The following is a 23,658-nucleotide window of genomic DNA, read 5'->3' as shown; positions in this document are numbered from 1 at the left end:
GATGTCCTTAAAATGAAAAACCCAGCCGGAGCCGGGTTATTGAGGTGAAGTTATGAGGATCAGGAGGAGAAAGAGCCGGTGCCGCGCGTTACCGTCATTGTCGGGGCAGTAACACCGACCGACGCATTACTGGAAGTAACGGTGATGCTGGCGTCGATACGCTGGCCGCCCATGCCGGACGCCGCATGTCGGGCGGTGAGCCATACCCCACCAATGGGGACATCGTAGTTAATCGTGCGGATGTTGCCTGCAATGACCATCTGCACGGTGGCCGTGACCGCACCTGTAATCCCCCGCACGTAGATCATCGCCTCCACAACGGCGTTTTTGCCGAGTCCGTTATTGCTGGAATCGGTGTAATACATGTTCACGGTCGCAGTTGCGATGCCGTTTGATCTGCCGGTGGCGTCGGGGAATACCCCAGTGTTGGCTACATCTCCAATGAAAGATGTCGCTTCAACCGTGCCCCTGAAGCTCCCGCTGGTCGCCTCAACTCTGCCTTTAAAACTCCCGTCAGTGGCATAGATCGTCCCGCGAACGGTCACGCCGTTGAACGTGGCATACCCGGATTTATTGATATGCCAGCCAACGTTGCCGGTCCCGTCCCAGTTACTGGACTGGATGTAATTGCCGATCTTGGCGTTATCCATAGAACCATCCTGGATGAACACCGATCGCAAAAACATCTGCCCGCCGGTCGCCGCAAACACCAGTTCCTGTCCGGTAGTCGTCGGGTTATACACCGCGAACGTGTCGGCGCTGACGAGGAAGTTAGAAGAGCCCGAGGCATCAATGCCCAACTGGATACCCGCGATACGTTTGATGCCGTTCGCTTCGACCTGGACTTTTACGCCCCACTGAGCACTCAGCTTACCGTTGATATCAGCAACAGCCTGACTTGTCGTCTGGACGTTGGCGTTGGTTTGCCCAATCGATGCCGTGACCTGCTGAATGCTGGTCGCCGTGGCGCTCTCCAGATCCGTAACGGCTTTATCAATGCGCGTAATGGCGGCAGCGTTGGTCTGGCCGTTCTGCTCAACCGTGGCCTTAAGCGAGGTGACCTGCTCCGCAACGGCGCTTGTGGCGTCTGCAGAGGTCTTCCTGACGTCGGTGATCTCGGCCATCGTTTTCGTTTCGCCAACAGCGAACGTGACGCGCTGATCCGAGAACGCTGTGAAGTTGGCGAGCGCATTGGTGACGTTGCCGATAATCCCGGCGTCCCGGCTGGCCGTGTTGCCGTCCACATCAACTTTCAGACTGTCAATACGGCGGCCCAGCGCGCTGTCACTATCCGTGCGGGCCGTGGTTTCCGTGCTGATATCCGTCTTATTCTGGTCAGTCGTGGCCTTAACCGCAGCCAGCGCGGTGGTCTGCGCCTTATTGTTATCAGCAACGGCTTTGGTGACCGTAGTGATATCAGCGGTGTTTTTGCCGACGGTAACCTGCAGTCCCGAAAGCGTAGTGGCCTGAGCATCCTGCTCAGTTGTCAGCGTCGCCAGCTCCTGTGTAACGGAAGCTTGGTTAGCGTTGACGGTCGACTCCAGCTTCTTCCGCTCTGTCACCTCTGCTTCCTGCGCGGTGATGCGCGCCTGGCGTTCGGTATACAGCAGCCCCGATGCCAGTTTTGACGGGTCGTCACCGGTATAGCCGCCCCGGATCTGCGTCGCCAGTGTCTCGCGCGCCGTGGCTTCCGCCTGGTCACCTGATACGCGCGCCGCCGTTTCCTGCTGCAGCGCCGCCATCCCGGCTCCCGGCGTTGGCCGCCCGACTGCCACCCAGTCAATCAGAAAGTAGTTCGTCGCGTCCTGTTTCGTGGACAGGTCCAGTCGAATCTGGTTGATCGTCGTGTCGGCCAGCCAGGGGATATCGTCACACTCAAGTGTGGCGACGCCGTCAGAGTTATAAGCGGGCTCCGCCACGGTGAACCGGTTAGTGTCGTTGAAACCAGCCGTGTTGCGCCAGCGAATTTCCCCCACCCAGGCGGGAGTACCCACTTTCTTGATGCGCAGCTTCAGAAAGCGATAAGCAGCAGCTGTTATGCCCAGCGAGCCCGGTGATGACACCCAAGGATCAGATGCATGGTTAGCAGGACGAAGCCAGCCATCGACAATGGTCGGTGTCCCGTTCCCGGACCAGCCCTCGACTGATGTATCGAAATACCAGATTTTGGCCGGATCGAACTGCGAGCCGGTGCCAGCTGATACCTGGGCGATCTGCTGCGCCAGCGATTCGGTGCTGGTCTGAATCGTCTGGTTGACGTTGCTGATATCCGCCAGACGCTCGTTCTTCTCGGTCAGCAGCGCCTGCCCGCGCGCGGCGGCCTCGTCGGTGATGGCTTTCTTTCGGTCCGTGACTTCCTGCGCCAGACCTGCTTTCGTCGTCGCCGATTCCGTCGTAACCGTCTTGATGTCGTCATGCGCAGACTTTAGATCATCACCCAGATCCGTGATGTCCGAAACAAGGTTCTTATAGGCGTCGGTCTGTTTGATCTGGTTATCGATATCCACCAGGTAATCAGCGGCAACCGAGCTGCTGCTGCCCTGAATGAAGTCAGTCCAGGCAGACTTGTTGCCGGTGCGATCGACCAGCCGCGCCCGGTACCAGAACCCTACCCCGGCTTTCAGGCCCAACTGCTGGTATATTTGCTGGGGATACGGCACGCCAGCCAGCAGCATGGGATTCGCACCGGTTGATGCCGTGGAATACTGAATTTCTGTCTGCAGCGTATCGCCGGTGCCCGCAGGGAAATCCCAATCCAGTTGCACGCCCCAGAGCAATGGCGTAGTGCGGAAATTCACTGGCTTTGGAACATCACCCACCCGGCCTTTGAGGTGTGTCAGCGTTGACGTTGCCCACAGGCTGGACGCCCCGCCTGAGTTTATCGCCCGGACCCGCACCAGGTAATCACCTTCAAAAATGCCGGGTACCTCAATATTGCGAAGGCCTGTCTGAGGGACGTTTATCCACTCGCTGTCGTTCCGGCGCCACTGAGCCTGATAGGCGATCACATCGGCCTGAGGCTTACCTGCTTTATCCAGCGGAACATCCCAGGATGCGGTCAGCGTCGCTATGCGCTGGCCCTGGCGCACCGACTCGTAACTCGACACCACGATATTGCCGGGCTGTGATACAACCCCCGTGGGGATGAGGCTGATCGGCGGAATATCCAGCCGGGCATTGTGGTCCACAGCATCATATTTAGATGCGTTGTATTCTGCGCCGGTGATCGAATAGGTGTTCTCCTCGTCGTTAAAAGCCAGGTTCGTAACGCGGAAATACTGGAGGCGCAACTGACCGGCATCAATAACGAAGACGGCATTTGGCGCTGGCGCTGCCGTGAATGCTTTGTCCACAATCAACTGCGTACCGTTGACCGCCTGGATCACCCGGCTTTCAACAATACCGCCCAGGGTGCGGATCATCAGTGTATCGCCCGCCACTGCGCTGGTACCGCGGTCAGTTGTTACCGCTTTAAGCCCGGCGTTATAGTCCATGACGCGCCCGCCATAAACCCGCCCTGAGACGCGCTCATCAGCAAAGGCAAACACCGTGCCCGGTACATAGGCGAAGCCGTCCAGCCCGGTCTGCAATGTAATGATGCGGTCCAGCGAGTTAGAATAAACCGCCCATCCGCCACGGCGCTGCGCCTCGCTCTCCCGCGTACAGCCGATGGCCGTAAGCTGAGTCTGCTTAAATTTGAACTGCTTCACCAACTCAGGAAACATTACTGCGGTGGTGCGGTCCTGATAATGGTTATCCGGGTCGCTGAAGTTAATCAGCGCGCTCGAGAATCGCGTCTTTTCGCTGCCGCTGGAATAGGTCGGCTTGCCCACCACTGATGCGCGGGTGAGGATCTGCAGTTTCGAGGTATCTGCCGGCATATCAGAGACAACATTGAACATGTTGTTGCCCCAGAACGTCATGCCGTTGAATCCAGCAGCGATATCCTTGATCACCTGCCAGGCGTCGGCCTGCGACTGGATATAGACGTCAAACATGAAACGCGGCTCTGTGCCGGTACCGCCCTTCCCGTCCGGCACCTGCTGATCGCAGCGCTGAGCGATGCGGTAGAGTTCCCATTTATCGAGCATATCCACCGTGACCCGGCGGCCAAGGCCAAAGCGCGGCTCAGTTAGCACGTCAAACCAGATCCACGCCGGGTTATTGGTCCAGCCCCACTTGAATGTACCGTCCCATGTGCCGATGTACGTCCGCGTGTCTGGATCGTAGTTCTGCGGGATGCGGATCACCCGGCCTTTCGGCTTGCAGGATATCTTCGGGATGTTGCTGAATGCTTTAGCGTTAAACGACACATACAGCAGCGCGGTATGCGGGTAGCGCAGGCGGGCGTCGATGACCTCGGTGATGGCCTGCACCTGCGTTTTGTTCTGCAGCATCTGGCTGGCGCTGTCGGCAGTATCGCGGACCACGCGGATCTGCCAGCCAGTAGTAGCTTTAGGCAGATTAATGCGGTGCGTCAGTTCGTACAGTGAACTGAGCTTTTCCGTTACCGTTTTGGTGAGCACTGTCTGGTAAGCCCCGCCATCGACCGCAACGTCAATGTGGTATGCGACGGTCGTTCCGACGATATCGCCGTCGTTCTCCTGCAGTTGCAGACCGGTGATACCGATGCGCACCAGCACCGCATCAATCTGGGTATTGCTGATAGCGCGGGTCCAGGGAGTTGCCTTCGTCAGCGATACGCCGATGCTTGTCTCGTTCTCCACGGCGGGAAAACCGGGGATCGGCGTCTGCGTCTGCGTTCCGGGGCGAAAATCCCAGGAGACGTTCTCAAAGTTCATTGAGCCGTCGGCGTTGCCCAGCGGCGTGCCATCCAGGAAGATCCGGGTCGCATCCAGCCCACCAGCAAATTCACCTTCGCCAAGCGCCAGCAGCATGCGGCAACGCGCCATGGATTGGGCTGAATCAGGCTGTTCTACAGGCGTGTGCTGCTTCTGGCTGCCGCCCTTTGCACCAGTAATCGTTGCCATATTGCATCCATAAAAAAAGCACCCGATTGAGTGCTAATTGAAGAGAAAGAAGTTGTCAGATGTCCTCGGCCAAGATCCCCGCACTGATAATCGCGCCACCGATCTCGCGCTCGCCATACAGCAATGCGACCGGGTTACCCATTGCCAGGGTATTCACTGCACCGCCGAAGGCATAGCTGGGTTTGTTGTCCGGGTCATCGCGCCCCTGCAGGCCTTTGGGCTGTGGTGAGAGCATCTGGTAAATGCCGCCAGCCATCATGCCGATACCAGCGGATATCATCGCCCCACCAACAGGACTGGCCCAGCCTGCAGAAAGGCCAGACACTACAATGCCCGCAACCACCATCACGGCACCAAGGATGGTTTGAAAAATGCCGGCTTTTTTGGCCCCCTCCATCACTGGTGCGATGCGGATATCGGTGTCCCCTGACAGCGCCTTAAAGTCATCAACGCCGATGTTGCGTTTACCGCGAAACACTGCGAACGTCATGCCATTCTTTTTGGCGTCCAGGAGGTAGCTTTCCAGCCCGTCGAGATTGATGCATAGCGCCTTTACAGCTTCTGCTGAAGTCTGAACCGCCAGCCGGTGAACGCGGCCAAACCGGGCCCCCAGGACCCCATACAATCGAATCGTGGTCAAACGCGCCATGGCTGTATCTCCTGCGGCAAGTCTTTGTGGCGAACGCAGATCATGGTCCGGTCTTTGAAGTAACCCCGGGCATACGGCGTGATGCAGGATGGCTGCCCGTAGAGGTGGTGAAGCAGTTCGCCTTCTTCGGTGATGATCCCCGCGTGGTTCCACTTGGCAGACTCCACCTGCATGATGACCATGCAGCCGGGTGCCGGGTCGCATTCGACAAACCCTTCCCGCTCCCAGTTCTCGAAATAGAGGTTGTCCGGGTACTGGCTTTCCCACCATGGGTAATCAACGCGGAAATCGTTAAGTATCACGCCCTGGGTGGCGTGCCAGTCCATGACCAGCCCCCAGCAGTCGTGCGAGCCCAGAATGAACGGTCGGCCAATCAGCGGTATGGCGTCCGGCGTTATTTCTGCGTATTCATCACAGTCCGACGCATAGATGCCCCAGACCACGCCGGAGTTATTGCACTGCTGGCGGTCGAGGTCTGACGGGATAGGCCGTGCGCCGTCGCCCGGGTGGGAGTGAATGACCCGGATAATGGTTCCGGCATCCTCAGCATTCGCCCAGTGCTCGCCGTCAATGCGGAAATGCTCCGTCGGGTTTTCGTGGCTGTTCGGCACCGGGATGTAACGCTGGCGTCGCCCCGACTGGATGACGAAGCCGCAGCACTCGCGTGGGGATTCCTCCAGCGCATGCGCGCGGATCGCCGCCATAATGGTTTTGTTCATTTTGATGTCCGGTTATCGGGAGAAGAGAACGGTTGCCGGGAAGCCGCCAAAATCGAGGTTTGCCGCGTTAGGCTCTGCCAGCCCGGCACCGAAACGCTTACGGCAGTCGCTCAGGCAGCCGCCGCATACATCAAATGCAGGGTCGGCCACTGCATTACCCTTGGCATCGAAATACGCCGTGCCGTTGTAGGTGCAGCCGTCACCGCTGCGGTATTGCCCGCGCAGCGCCCACTCGCAGAGCGAGGTTATCTGCCGGGTCGGGATCACCTGCCCCTGCAGGTCTGCCGGGCTGCTCAGCGACCACGAAACGACCTCATCGTCTTCAGCCGTTTTGGTATCCAGCCAGAAGGTTTGCAGGGAGAAGGCGGTTGGATCTGCTGACGGGTTAACGCCGCCCGGGAAGTTCACCGCATCGAGATATACGGCGTAGGTGTCGATGATGCTCACCTTCGCGTTAACCATGTCTTTAAACTGAAGGCACAGCGCGGTGATATGACCATCAAGATTGGAAACACTGAGCGTCGGCTCTGCGGCCTGATCCGTTGACAGCTCCAGCCCGGCCATCTGGAAGGGCCAGAACTCGTATGCGTTGCCAGCCCAGATTATTGGCTTCGGCCCCAGCTTCGACTCGTCGTCGTTCGCCGCATCAATTTCTGCTGGCGTATGGGGGAATGGTGCGTAATGGAAGCGGTGGATCCCGCCGCTGAATTCTGAGGCATCCACTTCGACCAGGCGGACCCTGCCGCCCGGTGCCAGCTTTGCCGCCTGATCAACAAGTGCCATTATGCGTATACCCCGTAGGCCCGTTTGATGGTGAAGGTCAGCTCAGAGAATTTGCTGCTGATCTGGTTCTTGCGCACCGAGTTAGCGACAGTCCGGTAAAGCCCCTTCTCTTCGCCTGGCGGCGTGATGATGAAAGCCTTTACGGTATGGGCCAGCAGAAAGTCGCGGATCGCGTTTACCTCGGCCTCTGTGCCGGTGTGCTTCATCGGCACCTGAATGGCTGTGGAGTTGATGCCGTTCTCGGCCACCTGTTCATAGCCATCGCCAAACTGCGCAACGCGCACCGTCTGGTCATATTCAACAGGGCCAGCGCCCAGCTGTGAGCGCCAGCCGTAGGTTTCAACTACCATATTTACTCCATAAAAAAACCCAGCCGGAGCTGGGTTTGAATTAGATAGTGGGAGCCATTTATAAACAGCTATTTCTGGCAAACCTTCTTAGACTTGCTGATAGTTCCATCATTACAAACAAACTTTTCACCTGAGCAATGCGATATTCCACCTTTCTTACCTGAGCATGGTTTGTTTGCAGCCGTTGCTGTTAGCGAGAAAAGTGACACCAATAGAACAACAAGAATTTTCTCCACATCCCTATCCCCATCAGTTAAAGATAAGATTAATCCTATCAGGGGATAGCACAGGCGCAACGGCAAATGCTGATTCATTGATCTCAATCGACTATAGACCTAAAAGCCCCGCGTTAGCGAGGCTCGAGGTCGGTTGGGTGGCCCGGGTGGGCTAGGTTAAGTACTCACTTCGACTTAACTTCCGGTCACTTCTTCAAGTCGATAATCACTTTTACCATATTTATCTTCGATGCAAACGGCCCTGAATTTTTGCTCAAGGCCGAATTTGTTCTTGGCGCTAAACTCCTGCGTTGCATAAAACTTTCCATCATTCCCCTGCCACCTCTTCGAGTCGAACGTCGACATATCCAAGGTGCTTTTGTTAATGACCGACTTTTTCACATAAGCCTCACACGCTCCCCGAAGCTCATCCATTTTTGTATCGGATAGTTCTTTGGCTTCCTTTTGCTTTTTTTCTGCTTCGGAAGGCTTGTTAAGTACTGCAGCAATACCGATCACAATGATAAGAAGAATGAGCAGCCCAATGGTCTTGAGAATCTTCATGAGTATTTTTTTAAGCACTATCATCCCCTGATTAGTATGTTTATGAACATGATAACTAGGGTGTGCATAGGTGTAACCAGGCACGGCTGATATTACTATCTCAAAACCAAAGCCAGGAGATTATTACTTGGACTGGAACTGCCTACCAAGTAGGCCATCGCTTCTAGCCGCCCTCATAAGGATCTCGGTCACCTTGGCTTCGATTTCCCTCCCTAAAGCCCGCGCCGCAGCACTTCCATCTCCAGACGTGTTTGATGATGCGTTACCCTTGTTATCGACGTAGATATCAATGTTAACCTGCGGCTGCGCCCCAACCCCACCTTGCGCTCTAACACCAAGCCGACCAGCAGAGTCACGAGTAAGTGGCATGATCGCCTCCGGCCCGGCCTCGGCAAACACGCCCCCTTTAGCAAACTTCGACGCGCCCTGGAAAGTGAAGTACTGAGGAGAGTCATAGACCCCATTCACATACTTACTGAGACCGGATGACTCGTACACACTGCCTTTAGCATTGAACGTTACACCTGCAGCAGCATTGGCATAAGCCACGCCGGGTGTTGAACCGCCGCCAGCACTGCCACTAACCCACCCCATAGCCGCCTGTACCGCATAGGCAACCATGAGACGATTGGTTACATCCAGGATCATCTTGAGCATCGATTTGCCGAACTCTTTAACTGATGCTTTGCCGGTGGTCATGAGTTCGGTCAGCATGTCGCTAAGACCTGTCAGGGTTGAACTGGCTACATTTTTAACGGTGTCATAAGTATTGGTGGCAGCGTCCAGATACTCATTCCAGCCGCTAATAGCGCCTGATTTCCAGTCGCCGCGCAGCTTATCTTCTTCAGCATAATATTTTCGAAGCGCTGCTAGCTCCTTCTCATATCCAGCGTCTTCAAGCTTGCCGCCTCCGTTCAGCCAGCCCTGACGAAGTTGCGCCTCCTCCATCAAGCGCTGCGTCTGACGACTGCTGAGGCCTGCACTATCGCGCAAAGCATCGGTCTTCTCCGACATTTGGGTGACGTACTTATTAGCCTGCTGCGCCAGACCATTAATCTTCTGCTGGACTTCGACTTCCTTATTCTTCTGATCCACCACCTTAGCGGCGTTCAGAATGGCCTCGCGGCTCGACAGGAGGGACTTCTCCTGAGCGGTCAGCGCGCGGGTTTTGGCGGCCTCATCCAGCTCAGCAAAGTGGGATTGCTGTTTACTGAACTCGGTATTTTTGGCGTGGGTTTCTCCGGTCTGCCGCAGGGTTTCGAGGGTTTCCGTTAGAGTTCTTGCCTGGGCGCGGTAATTCTCCAGGGTGCGATCGCCAGCATCCAGCGTGGACTTGGCCTCTTTGGTCTTTTTGGCAGAATCTTCAGCAAGTTTTGATACCGCATCCCTCGATTCGCGGCTCGAGCCCCCTTCCCCTTTAACACTGGCCCCTCGCGCCTCGGCTTCATAGTTCGCCTGCGCGTTAGGCGCTTTGACCCGTTTCCAGAGCTCTTCGTAGCGTTTTTTGTTTGCAGCGATCTCTTTGTCAGCTTCGACCCCGGCCTTTTTCATGGACTCAACGTCCATGCCGAGGAAATTAGCCAGCGCCCCGCCGCCCGGGATTTTTTCTGCCCAGCCAGCTATGGTTCCCGTAAACTTGGCATCCAGTGAGGTGATATTGAGGAATAGATCCTTTATCGAAGCTTCAAACAGGTTGAAAATATCGATCACCTGATTTCCCCAGGCACGGACAGTAATCCCGATATCATCGAAGGTGTCAGATGCTGTTTTCTTCAGCCACTGCCATGTCTGCCCGATATTATCAGTGGCCTTATTGGTCTCTTCTGCTCGTTTTGCCATCACGCCAGCAAACAGATCAATGGCTTCGGTAACCGCCGCCTGTTCCCCCTTCTGCTTACGCAACTGGATGATGTGCTTCATCATGGCTTCATCGACAAAGCCATATTGCTCATTCAGGCTGGCCAGCCCTTTTACCGGGTCGCTGACGATCTTGCCAAAGTCGGACATTGCCGTTATGGTGTCGCTGCCTGCCTTGCCCATCAGGGTAATGGACGTGGCGATCTGCTTCATCTGGCTGGCGGTGTACTTGCCAGTGTCATTCAGCGCAACCAGGGTATCGACGGTGGAACTGACCGAGGTGTTTGTCTTACCCGCCACCTCTTCAGCGGCCTGGTTGAGCTGCTGCATTGAGGCGAAACCGGCACCGCCCATCATAATGACAGAGCGGGCCACCTGATCGAACTGTTCAGACGAATTGTAAGCGGCTGCTGCCAGCAGGCCGATGGTGCCCACCAGGCCGCCCAGGGCAATCGTGGTTGGGTTAATCATCCCGGCCATGCTGCGGATGTATTCGCCGACGCCGGACAGCGCCCCCTGCACTGAGCCAAACTGGTCCTTAATCTGGCCGCCCTGCTGGAGCAGGATAAGGAACGGTGACTGCCCACCAGCCAGCTGCGTGGCGATATCAGTGAACTGGGCTGGCAACGTGCGCATGGCCGCGCTGTACTGGCCCACAGAGATACCAGCACGGCGGGCGGCCAGCTCCTGCCGGGATAACGCCTCGGGCAGCACGTCAGCCACATTAGAGAGCCGCTCACGTGTCTGATTGAGGATGCTGTTGAAGTGCTCGAATTGAGCGCCATTGATGCGGCCAGCTTCGAAGTGCGCCACCAGCTGAGCATGCTGCTCATCCAGTGAGTGGAAGGCGCGGATAGTCGGGTCGATAGAACCCAGCAGGTTTTTCAGCGCGGCGGACTGCTTCTCTGCCGCCTGGGTGGCGGCCAGTTCTGCCTGCGCCCGCGCCGCTGCCTCGGCGGTGTCGGTCAGCTTCAGCCGGGTGTCATCCAGGATCTTGTTATAGGCCTGGAAGGTATCGGTATCCAGAAAGCCCCTGGTCTGGAAGTTACGCAGCGCGGCCTGCTGTTCGTCCAGGCGGTTCAGCGCCTTAGTGACCGGGTCGATGTTCTCCAGCAGGCCTTTGAGCGCGGTCTGTTGCTCTTTGAGACCTTCGCTGCCCTGCTTTGCAGACTCAGCGCCAGCGCGAAATACGCTGTTAAGGTCGTCGGCTTTACCTACGGCACCCGCCGCGGCTTCACCGAGTTTATCCAGTTCATTGCTGGCCGTTTTCAGATCGGATACGTCAGCACGCAATGTGATCGAGGCGATTTGATCACTCATCAGGCCGTCTCCTTATGCATCACTTTGAGAGCCTCGCTTTCCATGATTCGAATATCAGCCATGCAGGCCGCCGCATCCTCAACCCCGTGCAACTGAAACAGCCAAGGGAGAACGTTGTAATCAAGACCGGTCGCACCGCTCGCACCGACGCGCCATTGGGTCGCCAGGGCGGAGAAGACGGTAAAGGCCTCCCATATGGATGGCAGGATCCCCACCTCTTCCTCCACGTCCTCAGGCGTTAAACCAAAAGCGGCTAATTCCGCGAGAGTCGGTCCCGGTGTATACATCGCTGCGGCGACCTGCCTCAGTTTTTTTCGCGGATGCCCATCAGCTCTTTGGTGTAGGCCAGACCGATGCTGTCGAACGCGCGAGGGTAGTTCTGCAGGAGGACGATCACGTTATCGCGGGTAAATTCGTCCGGCAGCGCCCAGCCTTCGACGATTTCCATGAGGTAATCGGCCTGCGGCTCTACTGCTGCCTTTTTGCCTTCAGTTGCTTTTTGCAGCTTCTCGTCCATTGCGCGGAGTTCCTGCAGCGTCTTGTGGCGGAAGGTGAAGGTGAGTTTGCCGTCTTCAGCGCCAGCGCGCGGGATGCTGGCAGTGACGGAAAAGGTAGGATTTGGGATCAGGGAGAATTGGGTCATTGATTCATCTCAGAATGGCCCGACGAACCGGGCCTTGTTGGTTAGCTGACAGTGACGGTGCACGCAGCTGAGGTAATGGTTTTGCCTGCGGCGTCTGTGACCTCGCAGGTGTAGACACCAGCATCGCTGGATGCGACCGACGGGATGTTGAACGTCGAGGCGGTTTTGCCAGGGATAGCGGTGCTGCCCTTCTTCCACACGTAGGTGTAGGGCGCGGAACCACCCTGCATAACCACAGCCAGATCCAGCGCAGCGCCAGTTGCGAGTGCTTTAGTGGACGGCAGGTCAGTCAGGAATGCCAGCGGCAGCACGGATGAATCAGCGATCGGGTAAATCTGCATATCCGATTCGAAGTTCATACGCGCTTCGTTACTTTCTACTGCGTTAATTTCGGTGCGCGGCACGCGCTGGAACGACACTTTGGCGGAGTAGTAACGATCCGCTTTACCGCGCGGGTTATGGAACCAGACCGCCGTGGTGTCGCTGGAGTCGTCCAGGTCGATGAGGCGCTTGTAGATCGCCAGCATCGGGTCATGCGCGAAGGTGTAGACCTGAACCACGGCGTTTTTGAACGTCGGGATAGTGCGAGCCTTATCATCTTCCAGGAACTGGATAGAGATGGACTGCTGGTCACCGCCTTCTGTGGACAGGGTCATCACCTGCGGCATGGTGATCCAGGAGTCGACTTTGCGCAGCGTACCCGCGCCAGTGCCCGCCGGGAATTTCTTGGTGTCGGTGGTATCGAAGGCTTCCAGCACAATTTTGGTGGTGGTTACGGACTTAACGCGCAGCACCATGTTATCGAGCTTGAGCCAGCCAGAGTTTACCTGGACGACATCGCCCGCAAGGATCCCGGCAGCCGAGGCAACGGTCAGTTCGCATTCCGTCGCGTTGGAGGCTGCGGTAAAGGTAATGGGGACCTGATAGGCCCTGGCCACGTTCACACGTGACCCGTTAGGGATTGCGAATGCCATTGCATTCTCCTGAATTGAGGTAATAAAAAACCCGCCAGGCGGCGGGTCAGTAATCAGCGCGGTACTGCATGCTGACGGGGGTGGTGTAGGTGATGGAGCCGCTACTGCCGTTTGGTGCAGATGTCGGGCGATCCTGTATCGGCGTACGCACCTGCGGCGGGCCGTTGATATAAACAGTCAGGTCACCATCCACCAGCGGCAGCCCTTCGGGGAAGGCGTCAGCGATGGACTGAGCCAGCTCTCTGGCCTGATTCACGCCACTGCCTGCTGGCGCAACGATATTGAGCTGCAGAATGCCCTGGTACGTACGCAACTGGCCTTCCAGGTCCTGTCCCACGGTTTGCGCCGGTAGAACGTAAACACGCCCGTAAGGCGCATCATCCGGGGGAGTAAACGCGATGTTCGGCCACGCCACTGGCAGCCCGAGCGAAGAGCAGATAGCCGCGACACGACCTTCCAGCAGGTCCGCGATCCGCATTGACTGGTCACCGGCCATTGCGCACCTCGCTCATTGCCTGACGGAACAGCTGCGCGGCATCCAGCGCGGTGATGCCCACCATGCCACCGGGGGCCTGACCGGAGTGCCCGTTCTCCAGCGCCTGTGCATACGGCAGGTTATTGGTGAAGTAGATCGAGCTGACCTGCCCTACCCGGAACACCTCCAGCACTGCCAGGCCGCGGGAGTTTGAACCCTGGCCGGAAGCGTCCGGTGTATCATTGGTCTGGGTCGGTTGGCTATCAAACCCCACATACCAGTTGTTTTTGAACCGCCCACCGACATAGCCATCAGGCTTTTTGATGTCCATCGAGTCGTTCACTCGCAGCCCGCGCTTAAGCCGTCCTGATTTGGTCAGGTTGGCAGGATCATCACGCAGGGTCGCGTTATGTTCCCGCACCGCAGTGTTGTACGCCGTCGCGGTCTGGTTGACCTGCCAGATATCCGGCTGGCCCACCGGGGACATCTCAACCAGTTGAGCGAGGATTTTAATGCCCGTCCGGCGCACTGCCTGATCCATCTCCTGCTTCGAACTATCCACAAATAACTGAATGGCAGCCAGGAACGGCTGATTAACAGAGCTGGCCATAGTCACGCCCTCAACTGGATGTTATATGAGATGAGTACATCGGCAGGCTTAACCGGATTAGGCTGCACCACCCGCCATGCTTTGCCGTCGATCTCGATGCGGTCGTCAATACGCACTTCCGTTTCGGCTGTGGCCGCCAGCTTTTTATCGCCAGTAGTAATCAGAGAGCCATCTATTTCACGAGAGGAGTATTCAGTGACAACGCCAGTGACGGTCGCAGTTATAGCCGGGGTGGATACCTCTTTGCCGGACTGATCGCGGGTAGTGCCGCCACCGCGGGTAAGCGGATAAGCCTTCCCGTTCTCGGTCAGCAGTCGCGTTGCGGTGTTTCGCATGCGGCGGTAGTCGATTGGCATATCACCCCCTTTCGATGCGGATCTGATTGCCGCCCACCACCAGCCCACGCAACGAGGAGTAGAGCCAGGGGAATGACGGTGCCGCCTTATTCGTACCTGGTTCGTACTGGACCGTGACTGCGCCCTCTACGCGCTCCATCGTTACCGCACCACCACCAGCGACAGACGGCGTGAGATCAATCTCCTGCGATTCGAGAGCCAGGCGGCACTGCGCATCAACCAGGCGCTGTGGGATGGTGTCATCTGGTAGGTCAACGCCGTCGAAGCGCACGCCCGCGCGCGGCCACGATAGCGGCTGTGATGCACTGGAGCGCTCGCCGCGCCATGTCTTGCCTTCCAGATAGTCCATTGCCTGCATCAGCATCTGGCTACATTCGCCATCATCCGAAGGAACGGCATATCCGCGCCCCGCCGCGAACGTGCGCAGGTCCATAACGCTGGCGTAGCTGTTGAAGTCAGGCGAATGGGGATCGACAACCAGCATGGTTAGTCCTCCAGACGCCAGTCCAGCGCCAGCCAGTTATCCACCTCGTCAGGGTGAACCTCAGCGCTCAGCGGGCCGCCGGGGAATTCAGGCTCATCGCGCACCATCACCACAAGCTCAACACCCTGCTGGTCCTGCTGCTGGTCCTGCTGCTGGTCCTGCTGCTGGTCCTGCTGCTGGTCCTGCTGGGCAGAAGTTTGTTCAGCGCCATTCTGCGCGGCAAGCTTTTCAGCCTCACGCTGTGCGCGCTGCTCTTTGGTCAATCCGGCCATTGGGCCTCCTTAAAACAAAGGGGCCGAAGCCCCAGTGGTTAACCCATGATGATGGTGGAATGTTCAGGCTGAACGGATGCCACACCCCACGCCAGGCCAACCTCGTAACGCACCTGACGGTACTGGCGGTACAGCGCGATCTGGAAGGTAATACCAGAGACAGGATCGGTTACGTTCATCACATCGTCAGCGGTATCGCCGCCTTTTGGCATGGCCGGGGTACGGCAAGCCAGCAGGAATGCGTTACGGTCAAAAGCAACGTTTGGCGCGAACTCGCTCAGCACAGTGACAGTTGCCTGGTCTGCAAGATCCTGGCGCAGGCCCGGCGCGCCGATGGTGATAGTGGAAGAGGTTGCCGCTACGACCATGTACTGGTTGTCATCGCCATCGAACTTCACTGCAGTCCCGGCAGCAATACCGCCAGTGCCAGCAGAGATAGCAACAATGATGTCGCCCTCTTTCTTCGCGCCGTTGACCTTATAGCCCGCCGCAGTGCTTTTCGCAGTGCGCTTGATGTTGGCGGATTCGTGCAGGTTAAAGCCCATCACACGACCAATGATGCCTTCACGCAGAAGCTGATCGGTACCTGCTTCGTTCGCTTTGAACAGTACGGACTGTTTGCCACGAATGGATGCCATCGCTTCGCCGCCCAGTACCATGCGCAGGTCAGTGGTAGGTGCGCCGTTATCAGTCAGCACCTGGCGAGCGTTCGCCGCATCAGACAGGTCGTCTTTGACACTGAACGGTGTATCTTTTGGAGCACCAACAGCGCGGGAAGACTTGTAAGCCAGCGATGCCAGGTCAGCATCCATTTCGTTGCTCAGTGCGCGGAACGCCTGAGAGAACTGGTCAGCCAGGACAATGTCATAGGTGCCTGATGGTCCGATGGCAAGCTGCTCTTCACCATTCCATTTGACCGGGGCCATTTTGGATTTGGTGATTTTGACGTCCACAGTACCAATGTTCTGATCACCGTCGTTTGGCGCGGTTGCCGCCGGGGTGATATCAACGGTGGTGGTTTTTGGTGCCACCGGTGCGGTCACGGTTTGGTCTTTAGCCGCGGCATCGGCTTTGGCGTTACGGGCCACCGCCGGGATAAAGCCCACCTGCTCGCGCGATACGCGATTCAGGGCGGTGAAGATGGTTGGGATGAGGCCAGTGAGGGTGTTGGACATTTAGGTTTCCTTTCGGTTAATCAACGATGCTCGTGCCGCCGCCAATTACCGTTTGTTGTTCAACAGGCGGTAAGGCGTCGAAAGCAGCGCGTTTCATGGTTTTCTGCCCGGCCTGATACTGCGACTGATGAGAGCCACCGCCGCTGTTGCCGGACGCTTTGAGGATGTAGTCTTTCTGCGGATGCAACTCGACCAGTGATTCCAGCGCTTCGTCAAAGCTAGCGAGTTCACCGGGTTTGGTACGGGAGAACACCTTATTGCCCTGCCCGTCGTAAGCCACGACCTTGCCATCTTCGATTTTGAAGTTCTGACCGAAGTGGGAACGCACGAACTCAGCCGGGATCGCCATCTTCTCGGAGATGAACTTCGAACCACCGAAGCGGCCGCCGATCATCTCGTCGTAGAGCTGGGTTTCCAGCTGTTTGGTCTTGCCGTTCGCTTCGTCCAGTTGCTGCTGGAATACCTTGGTGATTTCAGCCTTCACCTGGTCAACGGCGCCAGCGTCGATCAGCTTCTTCTGGTCGATTTTGGTCATCATCTCCAGGGCTTCGAGCGCCTTGGTCGGGTCGGAGATGCCAGCGAATTTCGCGAGACTGGCTTCCGCCGCTTCCTTCGCTTCACGGTGAGTTTTCGCCTCGCCATTCAGGGAAGTGATTTTGTTCATAGCTGCGACCGCATCGAACGGGATCTCTTTGCCGTCGTCATGGACGTACACAGGCATACCGTTTTCAACGACCACATTGCCGTTAGCATCGAGTTTGAGTTTCATTGTTTTGCTCCAGCCTTCCGGCCATTGGTAGTGGGTCATCCGACCCGGTCACCGCGTCGCATCCGCTCGGCGGCAGGCATAAAAAAAGCTGCCCGGAGGCAGCCTTGATGTTGATTAGGATTGTGTTATTCAAATGCCGACGCATCCACGCGGCGCAGTTCGTCCAGGGTCAGGAATTCCCCGGCATCGTTGAACATCTCCGGCACGGTAATTTTGCCGTCACGTAGCATCTGCGCCCGGGTGACGCCCAGCACCTGCTCCTGCCGCGCGTATGGCTGCCTGGCGAGCCAGTCGGCGTAGTTGGTATGCGCTGGCACCTGCCCATCCATAGAAGCACGTGTGGCGCTGCTCAGCTCGTCAGAGGCTATCTGCAATTCTTCCCACGATTTGGTAATCAGGATTTCGCCGGAGCGGCAGCAGAAGTGGATTTTGCCAGGACCGCGCAGGTACGGGACCACATGCCCCAGCGGCTTGCCGTCGAGCGTGTAGAGCTTGCGGTCGCGGATGATGCACCACTGGCTGGTATGCGTATCCAGCGTGGAGGACCACTGCTTGGCCTTCACGATATCGCTGTTGGCCTGGGCGAAGTCCTGACGCGCCGTGGCGGCCATGTGATTCACAGCGGTGCGGGTCACCACCGCCAGGTCGCGCCGGGATGCGTTAATCACCCCGTCTTCACGATTGAGTTTCGGTGTGCCGGTAACGCGCCGGACAATCTGCTCTACCGTCTCACCCTGGAGGAACCCGGAGCGCACAGCGTTGGTGATTTTGTCCAGCCGATCGGCTTCAAGCTTCTGGCCCCACTCTTTCAGCAAGCGCCCCTGGAAAGGCTGCGCCACTGCTGCGGCGTAAACCTGCTCGGGTGCAATGCTCTGTAGCGGCACATGCTTGAGGATCTGGTTCGGAATGATGCTACTGAACAGGTCCAGCTGGTACCCGACCTCATACTCAACGTAGCGCGTCAGTTCCCTCGCCAGCGCATCGTTAACTGGCTCATAGGCCTGTTGGTTGAGGTCACGTACCCCAGCCAGCAGCGAAGCCAGGCGGCGGGCACTGTAGGTGTCCGCGCGCTTGCCATCCAGCAGCACCAGCAACTTTGCGGCCAGGTCGGCGTCCAGCTTGTTCAGCAGCGACACCATGCGCCGGGCGACGCCCGTACCGTAGCGGTTCACATACAGACCATGCGCTATCGTCTCGTCCTGCAGGCGATCGTTGACGGAGCGGGCCATATCACACCTCGTCCAGTGGCGGTTCCGTCAGCGAGGCCGATTCAGTCAGTAGTTCATCCAGGACCTTCTCAGGGTCGGCATCAGCATCAATCAGGTTGAGCTTCTGCAGGGCTTTGATGGCATCAATACGACGGAGGTCACCACCCTGACGCAGGGACTGAATAGCCAGCGCCGCCGGAGGGTTGAACTCTTTCGACTCGACATCCAGTTCAGTGCGGACATCGACACTGCCGCCGTCTTTCTCCCCGATGTACTCGGCCATGATTTGCAGGATGTTGTCGATCGCGTCTTCCAGGCTGGTTGCCATGGTGTAGAGCGGGGACTGCTCCTGCATCTTCTCTTCTGAGGTCTGGTCTACGGACTTGGTCGAGGTATTGTCGGTGCGCAGCAGCTTCGCGCCAGCCTGGCGCATCTGCTCCACCAGCTCAGCCAGCGACTCTTTGCCAGCGCCGATGGAGGAGCCGGTGTGCTCGACGTACTCGAGGCCCTGTTTCTGCCGATCATTGAAACTTGCCGCAGATGAAGAACCAATTACCAGCTCCTGCCCCTCCTCCAGCCCGAACACGGTGAGGATGGGCACCCGGGCGACGTGGAGGATGTTGTCCTGCTCGCTCTGGCTCTGCCAGTGCTTGACGTTCAGCAGCGCCATATTGAGCAGCGGCGGTGAGCCACACATAAAGCCGGTGCGTTTGGTGTAGAGCGTGACCAGGGTGATGTCCTGCCGGGATGTTGTCCATTCATCGTGCAGCGCCCAGTTCGCCTGGCCGTCGGCACCAGTGGCCTTGCGGTAGATTTGCACCTGCCCGGGCGTGAGCAGGCGTATCTGTTCTACTTTCGTCTGCCCGAAGTCGTCACCGTCTTCGACCACCACCTCTTTGATACGCAGAGCCGTGAGCACCACCTTGCCCCCGGTCATCTTCGACTTCCAGCCGATCACCTGGCGGGGATTCAGCATCGTCACGTAGGGGCGTGCGCCGGTGGCCTTTTCATCAGCCTTGGTCTTCACCTGTTCGGCATCGATACGAGGGTAGTCCACCAGCGCATGGGACAGACCGTACTGCATCGCCAGGCTGAAGAACGCCTGCGCCCATACATCGAGGCGACTGCCTTCAAGATCCACGTTCTTCGCGAACTCGCGCAGAGCATCCGGGACGTTCTCGCCCAGTTGGATTGGCTCCGCGAAAACGCGTCCGACGTTCTGGTTGATCGTCTCTTCGTATGCCGGGAGGAGCGTGGCCACAGCCAGGCGCTTTTTGTAATCCTCTTTATCCTCTTTCGGCCAGCGCGGGAGATAAGCCTCACCCAACTGGCGCATGTACAGCGTACCGCCCATCAGGGCGTCGTTAATGTCCCACGCCTGCACCATGTTCCCATAGTCCAGATTGGGGGTTGAAATATCAGGCATGGGGTTAGATCCGTAGGTTGGTGACTTTGCCGACTTTCTTCGGCGGTGAATGGAGGACGGCGTAGCGTGTGCCATCCCAGTCGTGATCTTCCTGCTGGGTATCTACGTCGTCAGGGTTCTTACTGTCGCGCACGAGCACCGGAACACGGCTTATCCAGCCCCTGCAGTAGTCGAATACGTAGAATGCTGGCTTCTCTGGCATGCCTGATTCCAGCTTCTTACCTTCAATGACGGCCTCAAGCATGTCAGCAAACAGGGCCGCGCCGTTCACGCGCGATCCCGGTTTCTTGTTGGATGGAACCCACTTAACGCCCTGCGATTCCATCTTCTGGGCAATGGAGAGTTCGTCATCGCCGGTGTTGTAGATAGCCCCGTCAGCCGGGCCGGGTATAACCTTCTTGCAGATGCCGGGCATGATGTTCAGTTGCCCCTGAGTTACCCCGTTGAGTTTTATCTCTTCGGGCTCAGCAAGCTCTTCGCCCACCAGCCGCTTATCCACCCACGCCACACCTTTGGCGACGTTTGTGGACGACATATTCAGACCTTTGTTGAGTTCATCAGGCGGGCAGCCATACCATTCCCCAATCAGGATCAGCGACCCGGCAGGCGGGCAGAACTGGCGACCATCAGGCAGCTCGGCGGCGGTGCCGTCGGCGCGTGCCCACCACAGGTTTGAGAACGGCTTCGACTCGCCCCAGTCATGGGAGCGGTCAACAGTCCAACTGTCCGGAATGCGGAACGGCTTAATGACGTGCAGCGAGGCATTCCACAGATGGTCAAAGCGTCCGCCGCTGGTAACGTCCCAGGAACCCTCAACCCAGGCTTTGCGCCGGTTGGGATCTTTGATTGCCATCAGTGTTGCGATGTACTGCGGGTCGAGATATGGGTTCTCTTTGAACGAGCCATGAATCGCAACGCGCGTCAGCGTCACGTCCTCTTCTCGCTCGGTCTGCGGGTTGAACACCTTTTGCGTCTCGCGAATGATGGTGCCGCGGGGAGCTGGCTCGATGAAGCGTTTCTTCACCCAGGTATGGCCGATGCCAAACGGGTTCGTGGTGCTGAACGTCTCCAGCGGGATCGGCTTTAGTAACGAGCCATCATCCCGCGGATAGTTCTCCGGCCTGAACGATGAGCGTCGGCAGGAGAACATCATCTCGTAGAATTCACCCGACTGCTGCTTGGTCAGCTCGTTAAAGCCGATGAACGGGAACTCCTGACCGTGATAGTCCCAGTAGTCGCCCTCCTCCTTCCCGAAGCGGAACAGCAGCTCTTCGCCAGTTGGCCACACCCAGCGTAGTTCAGACGCTGACGCCAGATAGCGTGCGCCGTCATTAAACAGGCGATACATGCGCTTTGACTGGGTGATGATATCGGTGAGGTTTTTATACTCGGTATCGAATATCACGCCACGCCAGAACGAGCCGTAGCCCAGACCAACCAGGCGACGAAAGCGCGCCAGCTGCGCGGCAGTTTTACCCGGTCCGCGCGTCCCCTCGTAGAGAATTTCGTTACACGGGCAACTCAGGGAGAGCGACTGCGATCCCGGCAAAGGTTTCCAGACGGCTTTGTAATTCATCCACCAAGAACCTCGTTCTGTTGCTTCTGCGCTGCTGCTTCCCAGTCGTCTACGTTATCGCAGGACGGGACCGGCATGATGCTGTGGGTTGCGGTGACCTTCTGCTCCACCTGCTCTTTGAATGCCTGCACGCGCACATGCTTGCCGAGCAATTCGAGGTTTTTAACCTTATCAGGCCACTTAATCTTTTTAAGGATGGTCTCGGCGGTCTCTTCGTCGAAGTTTTGAATGGTCGTGCTGATGTCCAAACCGGTTAGCGAAATTCGCCAGGCTTTAGGCCATGAGGTGATCGGCCTTAGGCTGCCGTCGTCATTCAGGATGTCCAATACATCCATCTGGTCGATCTCAACCAAGCGCCGGAGCACATAATCGGCATCAATACCCACAACTTCATTGCGCTTCGTTTTGAGTTCGGCGATTCTGTTTTGGATGTCAACTTTTGACAATAACTTGGCGGCGATGCGGTTGGCAGTTTTGACGCTGTACCCCGCCCGAATAGCCGCTTGCGTGGCGTTTAAATCGATGAGGTACTCGCGACAGAACATATCTTGTTTGTCGGTGAGTGCCATTTTTATTCCACAATGAAAGGTTTATTTATGTCTACGGAATCTCTTCTCAATACCATGCTCGAACATGATCGCTTCCATGGCCAAGATGCTATGGTGGCTGGAATAGCTCAGAGGGCTGTAAACAATGGTTATGAAAGCTTAACTCCACGACAAAAAGCGGTACTAGTGCCGTTTCTCACCAAACCTTGCGATGGAGTAACCGACCCTGGCGGGTATCACAATGACTGCCAGCACGTTCTTGAAGGTGATGATCTTGAGAGCGCCATTCAAAATGACATGTACTACGGCGGATTACTGTGCCCTTCCTGTGTGGATGAGAAGGAGGAGCATCGACGCCAATGGGAAAACATTCAAAGACAGTAGTTTTAATCCGCCAATGATTTCTTAGCCTTCAAGTAATCAAATGTCATGTCGAGAAGAAGGATCCGCAGCGCGTCCTCTTCTGAGACACGCGGACTAAGCTCACTCACCCTTCGCTGCAGTTCCTCAAGCACTTCTTGAGAGCGTGCAACGTGCTCCTTCATATCAAGGGTTATCGTGATCTGGTGAATGTCAGCCATAAAACCTCTTTACCCCCTGTAGGGTATATTTACGATTTAACCGTTATAGCCATTACGATGAGTCTACCCATGGTGATGACAATAAAAAACCGCCCGGAGGCGGTTACAGTGTTTTGTATGGCTTGAGCTTGGGATCGCTATGCCTGATGTTAGAACTAATAACAGCATCGCTTGGCTTATTCCCATGGTAGCCAACCAGATATATTGAGCCATCAAGCTGGAACTCGACAACTCGGTATTCGATCTCTGGAGCGGTAGCTACACCATTTACAATCGGGTGGTGTTGAAAGCGTGGGTCGGACAATTTAATTACGCGTTCAATCTTTTCTGTATGCGTAATGTTACCGTTTTCCCCGCCGCCAAACATTATCACCTCAAACATATGCACCTCCTTTTCATTGATGCCTGATGATTATATCACAATGAAAATAAAGGATTTTATGTCAACCACAATAAAAATTGAGATATTTGTCACCATTATCAAGCGCCCGGGATAGGACGCTTTGGAATGGCTAGCAGTCTTCGTCAGGCTTTGCCACTGAGCGGCAGGCGAACATGCATGCCTTTTGCATCTCAGTTTTCGCCATTGCAACCCAGCGCGGATCAGCGCCGGTTTCTTTGGCGGTATCCAGCAAGCTCAAAAAATGTCGGCTTACGTCTTTGAGGCGGTTCATCACCTGAATGTCACCTTCCGTTAAGGTTCGATATCCCTTTACGGTGCTTCCGTCCTGCGGTTTTGCTTCGCTCATTAGATTTCCTCAGATGTTATAAAGCCCCGCTATTGTGAGGCTCGCGATACTTCAACCTTCCTGATACTGGCCTTATCGATGTTGCACTGGCCCAGCGCCGACAGCAGACTCACATTCAGATCCAGACTGGCCCCGTAGGTCAGCGGGTCGGGAATGGCTGGATGTTGCGTCTCAGCTGTCAGGTTTGCCGGAAGCGGCACCACCGGAATCTTCACGTAAACTGTCCGCGAATTGCCGCAGCCGGTCAGCAGCTGCAGTAGGCACAGGCCGATTAGCGCAGTCATCATTCGCAACAGCCACTTTGATATCTGCCTGGGCTCTCTGTGACTCCAGTGCGTTCTGGTTCTTTGCATCCTGGTTAGCC

At 56.8% G+C, this 23,658-nt stretch carries 27 protein-coding genes; 1 reads left to right on the top strand and 26 read right to left on the bottom strand.

All coding sequences use genetic code 11. The annotated features are described in order from the left end of the window. Positions 1–59 precede the first annotated feature (59 nt). The 22 genes from gpJ to NB069_RS10490 form a co-directional block, all read right to left on the bottom strand. Positions 60–4,991, bottom strand: a complete 4,932-nt coding sequence (gene gpJ / locus NB069_RS10595) for a TipJ family phage tail tip protein (RefSeq protein ID WP_250589308.1) — start codon at positions 4,989–4,991, stop codon at positions 60–62. Between the two features lie 55 nt (positions 4,992–5,046). Beyond that, complete coding sequence (locus tag NB069_RS10590) at positions 5,047–5,640, bottom strand: tail assembly protein (protein ID WP_250589307.1); 594 nt, start codon at positions 5,638–5,640, stop codon at positions 5,047–5,049. Beyond that, on the bottom strand, positions 5,628–6,359 hold the full coding sequence (locus tag NB069_RS10585) for a C40 family peptidase (RefSeq protein ID WP_250589306.1): 732 nt from the start codon (positions 6,357–6,359) through the stop codon (positions 5,628–5,630). Before NB069_RS10585 ends, NB069_RS10590 begins: the two co-directional genes overlap by 13 nt. Positions 6,360–6,371: 12 nt before the next feature. Further along, positions 6,372–7,142 carry a phage minor tail protein L gene (locus tag NB069_RS10580; protein ID WP_250589305.1) on the bottom strand — a complete coding sequence of 257 codons (771 nt, stop codon included), beginning with the start codon at positions 7,140–7,142 and terminating at the stop codon, positions 6,372–6,374. Next, positions 7,142–7,492 carry a phage tail protein gene (locus NB069_RS10575; RefSeq protein WP_250589304.1) on the bottom strand — a complete coding sequence of 117 codons (351 nt, stop codon included), beginning with the start codon at positions 7,490–7,492 and terminating at the stop codon, positions 7,142–7,144. The genes NB069_RS10580 and NB069_RS10575 overlap by 1 nt, the downstream gene beginning before the upstream one ends. A gap of 68 nt (positions 7,493–7,560) precedes the next feature. Beyond that, a complete protein-coding gene (locus NB069_RS10570; RefSeq protein WP_373407777.1) occupies positions 7,561–7,719 on the bottom strand; it encodes a hypothetical protein in 159 nt (52 codons plus the stop codon). Between the two features lie 183 nt (positions 7,720–7,902). Then, complete coding sequence (locus tag NB069_RS10565) at positions 7,903–8,289, bottom strand: hypothetical protein (protein WP_250589303.1); 387 nt, start codon at positions 8,287–8,289, stop codon at positions 7,903–7,905. A gap of 105 nt (positions 8,290–8,394) precedes the next feature. Then, entirely contained in the window at positions 8,395–11,448 is a 3,054-nt protein-coding gene (locus NB069_RS10560) for a phage tail tape measure protein (RefSeq protein WP_250589302.1), read from the bottom strand. Next, the gene (locus NB069_RS10555) at positions 11,448–11,735 is read right to left on the bottom strand and encodes a DUF1799 domain-containing protein (RefSeq protein ID WP_250589301.1); all 288 of its coding nucleotides are present in this window, start codon (positions 11,733–11,735) and stop codon (positions 11,448–11,450) included. The genes NB069_RS10560 and NB069_RS10555 overlap by 1 nt, the downstream gene beginning before the upstream one ends. A gap of 17 nt (positions 11,736–11,752) precedes the next feature. Further along, positions 11,753–12,091, bottom strand: coding sequence for a phage tail assembly chaperone (locus NB069_RS10550; protein ID WP_250589300.1), 339 nt, complete (start codon positions 12,089–12,091; stop codon positions 11,753–11,755). Positions 12,092–12,132: 41 nt separating this feature from the next. After that, positions 12,133–13,065 (bottom strand): phage tail tube protein, encoded by a 933-nt coding sequence (locus tag NB069_RS10545; protein ID WP_250589299.1) that lies wholly within the window; start codon positions 13,063–13,065, stop codon positions 12,133–12,135. A gap of 46 nt (positions 13,066–13,111) precedes the next feature. Then, a complete protein-coding gene (locus tag NB069_RS10540) occupies positions 13,112–13,543 on the bottom strand; it encodes a DUF4128 domain-containing protein (protein WP_250589298.1) in 432 nt (143 codons plus the stop codon). 7 nt (positions 13,544–13,550) lie between these two features. After that, positions 13,551–14,150 carry a hypothetical protein gene (locus NB069_RS10535; protein WP_250589297.1) on the bottom strand — a complete coding sequence of 200 codons (600 nt, stop codon included), beginning with the start codon at positions 14,148–14,150 and terminating at the stop codon, positions 13,551–13,553. A 2-nt stretch (positions 14,151–14,152) separates the two neighbouring features. After that, a complete protein-coding gene (locus NB069_RS10530) occupies positions 14,153–14,506 on the bottom strand; it encodes a hypothetical protein (protein ID WP_250589296.1) in 354 nt (117 codons plus the stop codon). 1 nt (position 14,507) lies between these two features. Continuing rightward, positions 14,508–14,990, bottom strand: a complete 483-nt coding sequence (locus tag NB069_RS10525; protein WP_250589295.1) for a DnaT-like ssDNA-binding protein — start codon at positions 14,988–14,990, stop codon at positions 14,508–14,510. 2 nt (positions 14,991–14,992) lie between these two features. After that, a complete protein-coding gene (locus tag NB069_RS10520; RefSeq protein ID WP_250589294.1) occupies positions 14,993–15,262 on the bottom strand; it encodes a hypothetical protein in 270 nt (89 codons plus the stop codon). Between the two features lie 38 nt (positions 15,263–15,300). Then, positions 15,301–16,437 carry a P22 phage major capsid protein family protein gene (locus NB069_RS10515; protein ID WP_250589293.1) on the bottom strand — a complete coding sequence of 379 codons (1,137 nt, stop codon included), beginning with the start codon at positions 16,435–16,437 and terminating at the stop codon, positions 15,301–15,303. A 16-nt stretch (positions 16,438–16,453) separates the two neighbouring features. Next, positions 16,454–17,206 (bottom strand): DUF6651 domain-containing protein, encoded by a 753-nt coding sequence (locus NB069_RS10510; protein WP_250589292.1) that lies wholly within the window; start codon positions 17,204–17,206, stop codon positions 16,454–16,456. A gap of 125 nt (positions 17,207–17,331) precedes the next feature. Continuing rightward, on the bottom strand, positions 17,332–18,435 hold the full coding sequence (locus NB069_RS10505; RefSeq protein WP_250589291.1) for a phage head morphogenesis protein: 1,104 nt from the start codon (positions 18,433–18,435) through the stop codon (positions 17,332–17,334). Position 18,436: 1 nt separating this feature from the next. Further along, positions 18,437–19,840 carry a DUF4055 domain-containing protein gene (locus NB069_RS10500; protein ID WP_250589290.1) on the bottom strand — a complete coding sequence of 468 codons (1,404 nt, stop codon included), beginning with the start codon at positions 19,838–19,840 and terminating at the stop codon, positions 18,437–18,439. Between the two features lie 4 nt (positions 19,841–19,844). Then, on the bottom strand, positions 19,845–21,416 hold the full coding sequence (locus NB069_RS10495) for a terminase (protein WP_250589289.1): 1,572 nt from the start codon (positions 21,414–21,416) through the stop codon (positions 19,845–19,847). Then, positions 21,413–21,985, bottom strand: a complete 573-nt coding sequence (locus NB069_RS10490; protein ID WP_250589288.1) for a terminase small subunit — start codon at positions 21,983–21,985, stop codon at positions 21,413–21,415. The genes NB069_RS10495 and NB069_RS10490 overlap by 4 nt, the downstream gene beginning before the upstream one ends. Positions 21,986–22,012: 27 nt before the next feature. Here NB069_RS10490 and NB069_RS10485 point away from each other — a divergent pair, with 27 nt between their 5' ends. Further along, complete coding sequence (locus NB069_RS10485) at positions 22,013–22,348, top strand: hypothetical protein (RefSeq protein WP_250589287.1); 336 nt, start codon at positions 22,013–22,015, stop codon at positions 22,346–22,348. 2 nt (positions 22,349–22,350) lie between these two features. On the opposite strand, the gene NB069_RS10480 is transcribed toward NB069_RS10485, so the two are convergent. From NB069_RS10480 to lysC, 4 genes are all read right to left on the bottom strand, one after another. Continuing rightward, positions 22,351–22,545, bottom strand: a complete 195-nt coding sequence (locus NB069_RS10480; protein WP_250589286.1) for a hypothetical protein — start codon at positions 22,543–22,545, stop codon at positions 22,351–22,353. A 103-nt stretch (positions 22,546–22,648) separates the two neighbouring features. Next, positions 22,649–22,927 carry a hypothetical protein gene (locus tag NB069_RS10475; protein ID WP_250589285.1) on the bottom strand — a complete coding sequence of 93 codons (279 nt, stop codon included), beginning with the start codon at positions 22,925–22,927 and terminating at the stop codon, positions 22,649–22,651. Positions 22,928–23,057: 130 nt separating this feature from the next. After that, positions 23,058–23,294 (bottom strand): Acb2/Tad1 domain-containing protein, encoded by a 237-nt coding sequence (locus tag NB069_RS10470; RefSeq protein WP_039031995.1) that lies wholly within the window; start codon positions 23,292–23,294, stop codon positions 23,058–23,060. A 29-nt stretch (positions 23,295–23,323) separates the two neighbouring features. Then, positions 23,324–23,647, bottom strand: a complete 324-nt coding sequence (gene lysC, locus NB069_RS10465; RefSeq protein WP_434543615.1) for an Rz1-like lysis system protein LysC — start codon at positions 23,645–23,647, stop codon at positions 23,324–23,326. Positions 23,648–23,658 lie beyond the last annotated feature (11 nt).

The organism is Leclercia adecarboxylata (assembly GCF_023639785.1).
Classification (GTDB): Bacteria; Pseudomonadota; Gammaproteobacteria; order Enterobacterales; family Enterobacteriaceae; genus Enterobacter; species Enterobacter adecarboxylatus_D.
This window is presented reverse-complemented; position numbering and strand designations above follow the sequence as displayed.

What these genes read in the sequence shown, in the direction of transcription:
- NB069_RS10505 (WP_250589291.1), bottom strand. Translation starts at nt 18,435, where the DNA reads ATGGCCCGCTCCGTCAACGATCGCCTGCAGGACGAGACGATAGCGCAT.
- NB069_RS10530 (WP_250589296.1), bottom strand. Translation starts at nt 14,506, where the DNA reads ATGCCAATCGACTACCGCCGCATGCGAAACACCGCAACGCGACTGCTG.
- NB069_RS10555 (WP_250589301.1), bottom strand. Translation starts at nt 11,735, where the DNA reads ATGTATACACCGGGACCGACTCTCGCGGAATTAGCCGCTTTTGGTTTA.
- NB069_RS10510 (WP_250589292.1), bottom strand. Translation starts at nt 17,206, where the DNA reads ATGAAACTCAAACTCGATGCTAACGGCAATGTGGTCGTTGAAAACGGT.
- NB069_RS10475 (WP_250589285.1), bottom strand. Translation starts at nt 22,927, where the DNA reads ATGTTTGAGGTGATAATGTTTGGCGGCGGGGAAAACGGTAACATTACG.
- NB069_RS10590 (WP_250589307.1), bottom strand. Translation starts at nt 5,640, where the DNA reads ATGGCGCGTTTGACCACGATTCGATTGTATGGGGTCCTGGGGGCCCGG.
- NB069_RS10495 (WP_250589289.1), bottom strand. Translation starts at nt 21,416, where the DNA reads ATGAATTACAAAGCCGTCTGGAAACCTTTGCCGGGATCGCAGTCGCTC.
- NB069_RS10485 (WP_250589287.1), top strand. Translation starts at nt 22,013, where the DNA reads ATGTCTACGGAATCTCTTCTCAATACCATGCTCGAACATGATCGCTTC.
- NB069_RS10545 (WP_250589299.1), bottom strand. Translation starts at nt 13,065, where the DNA reads ATGGCATTCGCAATCCCTAACGGGTCACGTGTGAACGTGGCCAGGGCC.
- NB069_RS10470 (WP_039031995.1), bottom strand. Translation starts at nt 23,294, where the DNA reads ATGAGCGAAGCAAAACCGCAGGACGGAAGCACCGTAAAGGGATATCGA.
- gpJ (WP_250589308.1), bottom strand. Translation starts at nt 4,991, where the DNA reads ATGGCAACGATTACTGGTGCAAAGGGCGGCAGCCAGAAGCAGCACACG.
- NB069_RS10540 (WP_250589298.1), bottom strand. Translation starts at nt 13,543, where the DNA reads ATGCGGATCGCGGACCTGCTGGAAGGTCGTGTCGCGGCTATCTGCTCT.
- NB069_RS10525 (WP_250589295.1), bottom strand. Translation starts at nt 14,990, where the DNA reads ATGCTGGTTGTCGATCCCCATTCGCCTGACTTCAACAGCTACGCCAGC.
- NB069_RS10550 (WP_250589300.1), bottom strand. Translation starts at nt 12,091, where the DNA reads ATGACCCAATTCTCCCTGATCCCAAATCCTACCTTTTCCGTCACTGCC.
- NB069_RS10560 (WP_250589302.1), bottom strand. Translation starts at nt 11,448, where the DNA reads ATGAGTGATCAAATCGCCTCGATCACATTGCGTGCTGACGTATCCGAT.
- NB069_RS10580 (WP_250589305.1), bottom strand. Translation starts at nt 7,142, where the DNA reads ATGGCACTTGTTGATCAGGCGGCAAAGCTGGCACCGGGCGGCAGGGTC.
- NB069_RS10585 (WP_250589306.1), bottom strand. Translation starts at nt 6,359, where the DNA reads ATGAACAAAACCATTATGGCGGCGATCCGCGCGCATGCGCTGGAGGAA.
- NB069_RS10520 (WP_250589294.1), bottom strand. Translation starts at nt 15,262, where the DNA reads ATGGCCGGATTGACCAAAGAGCAGCGCGCACAGCGTGAGGCTGAAAAG.
- NB069_RS10490 (WP_250589288.1), bottom strand. Translation starts at nt 21,985, where the DNA reads ATGGCACTCACCGACAAACAAGATATGTTCTGTCGCGAGTACCTCATC.
- NB069_RS10535 (WP_250589297.1), bottom strand. Translation starts at nt 14,150, where the DNA reads ATGGCCAGCTCTGTTAATCAGCCGTTCCTGGCTGCCATTCAGTTATTT.
- NB069_RS10515 (WP_250589293.1), bottom strand. Translation starts at nt 16,437, where the DNA reads ATGTCCAACACCCTCACTGGCCTCATCCCAACCATCTTCACCGCCCTG.
- NB069_RS10500 (WP_250589290.1), bottom strand. Translation starts at nt 19,840, where the DNA reads ATGCCTGATATTTCAACCCCCAATCTGGACTATGGGAACATGGTGCAG.
- NB069_RS10575 (WP_250589304.1), bottom strand. Translation starts at nt 7,492, where the DNA reads ATGGTAGTTGAAACCTACGGCTGGCGCTCACAGCTGGGCGCTGGCCCT.
- lysC (WP_434543615.1), bottom strand. Translation starts at nt 23,647, where the DNA reads ATGCAAAGAACCAGAACGCACTGGAGTCACAGAGAGCCCAGGCAGATA.
- NB069_RS10480 (WP_250589286.1), bottom strand. Translation starts at nt 22,545, where the DNA reads ATGGCTGACATTCACCAGATCACGATAACCCTTGATATGAAGGAGCAC.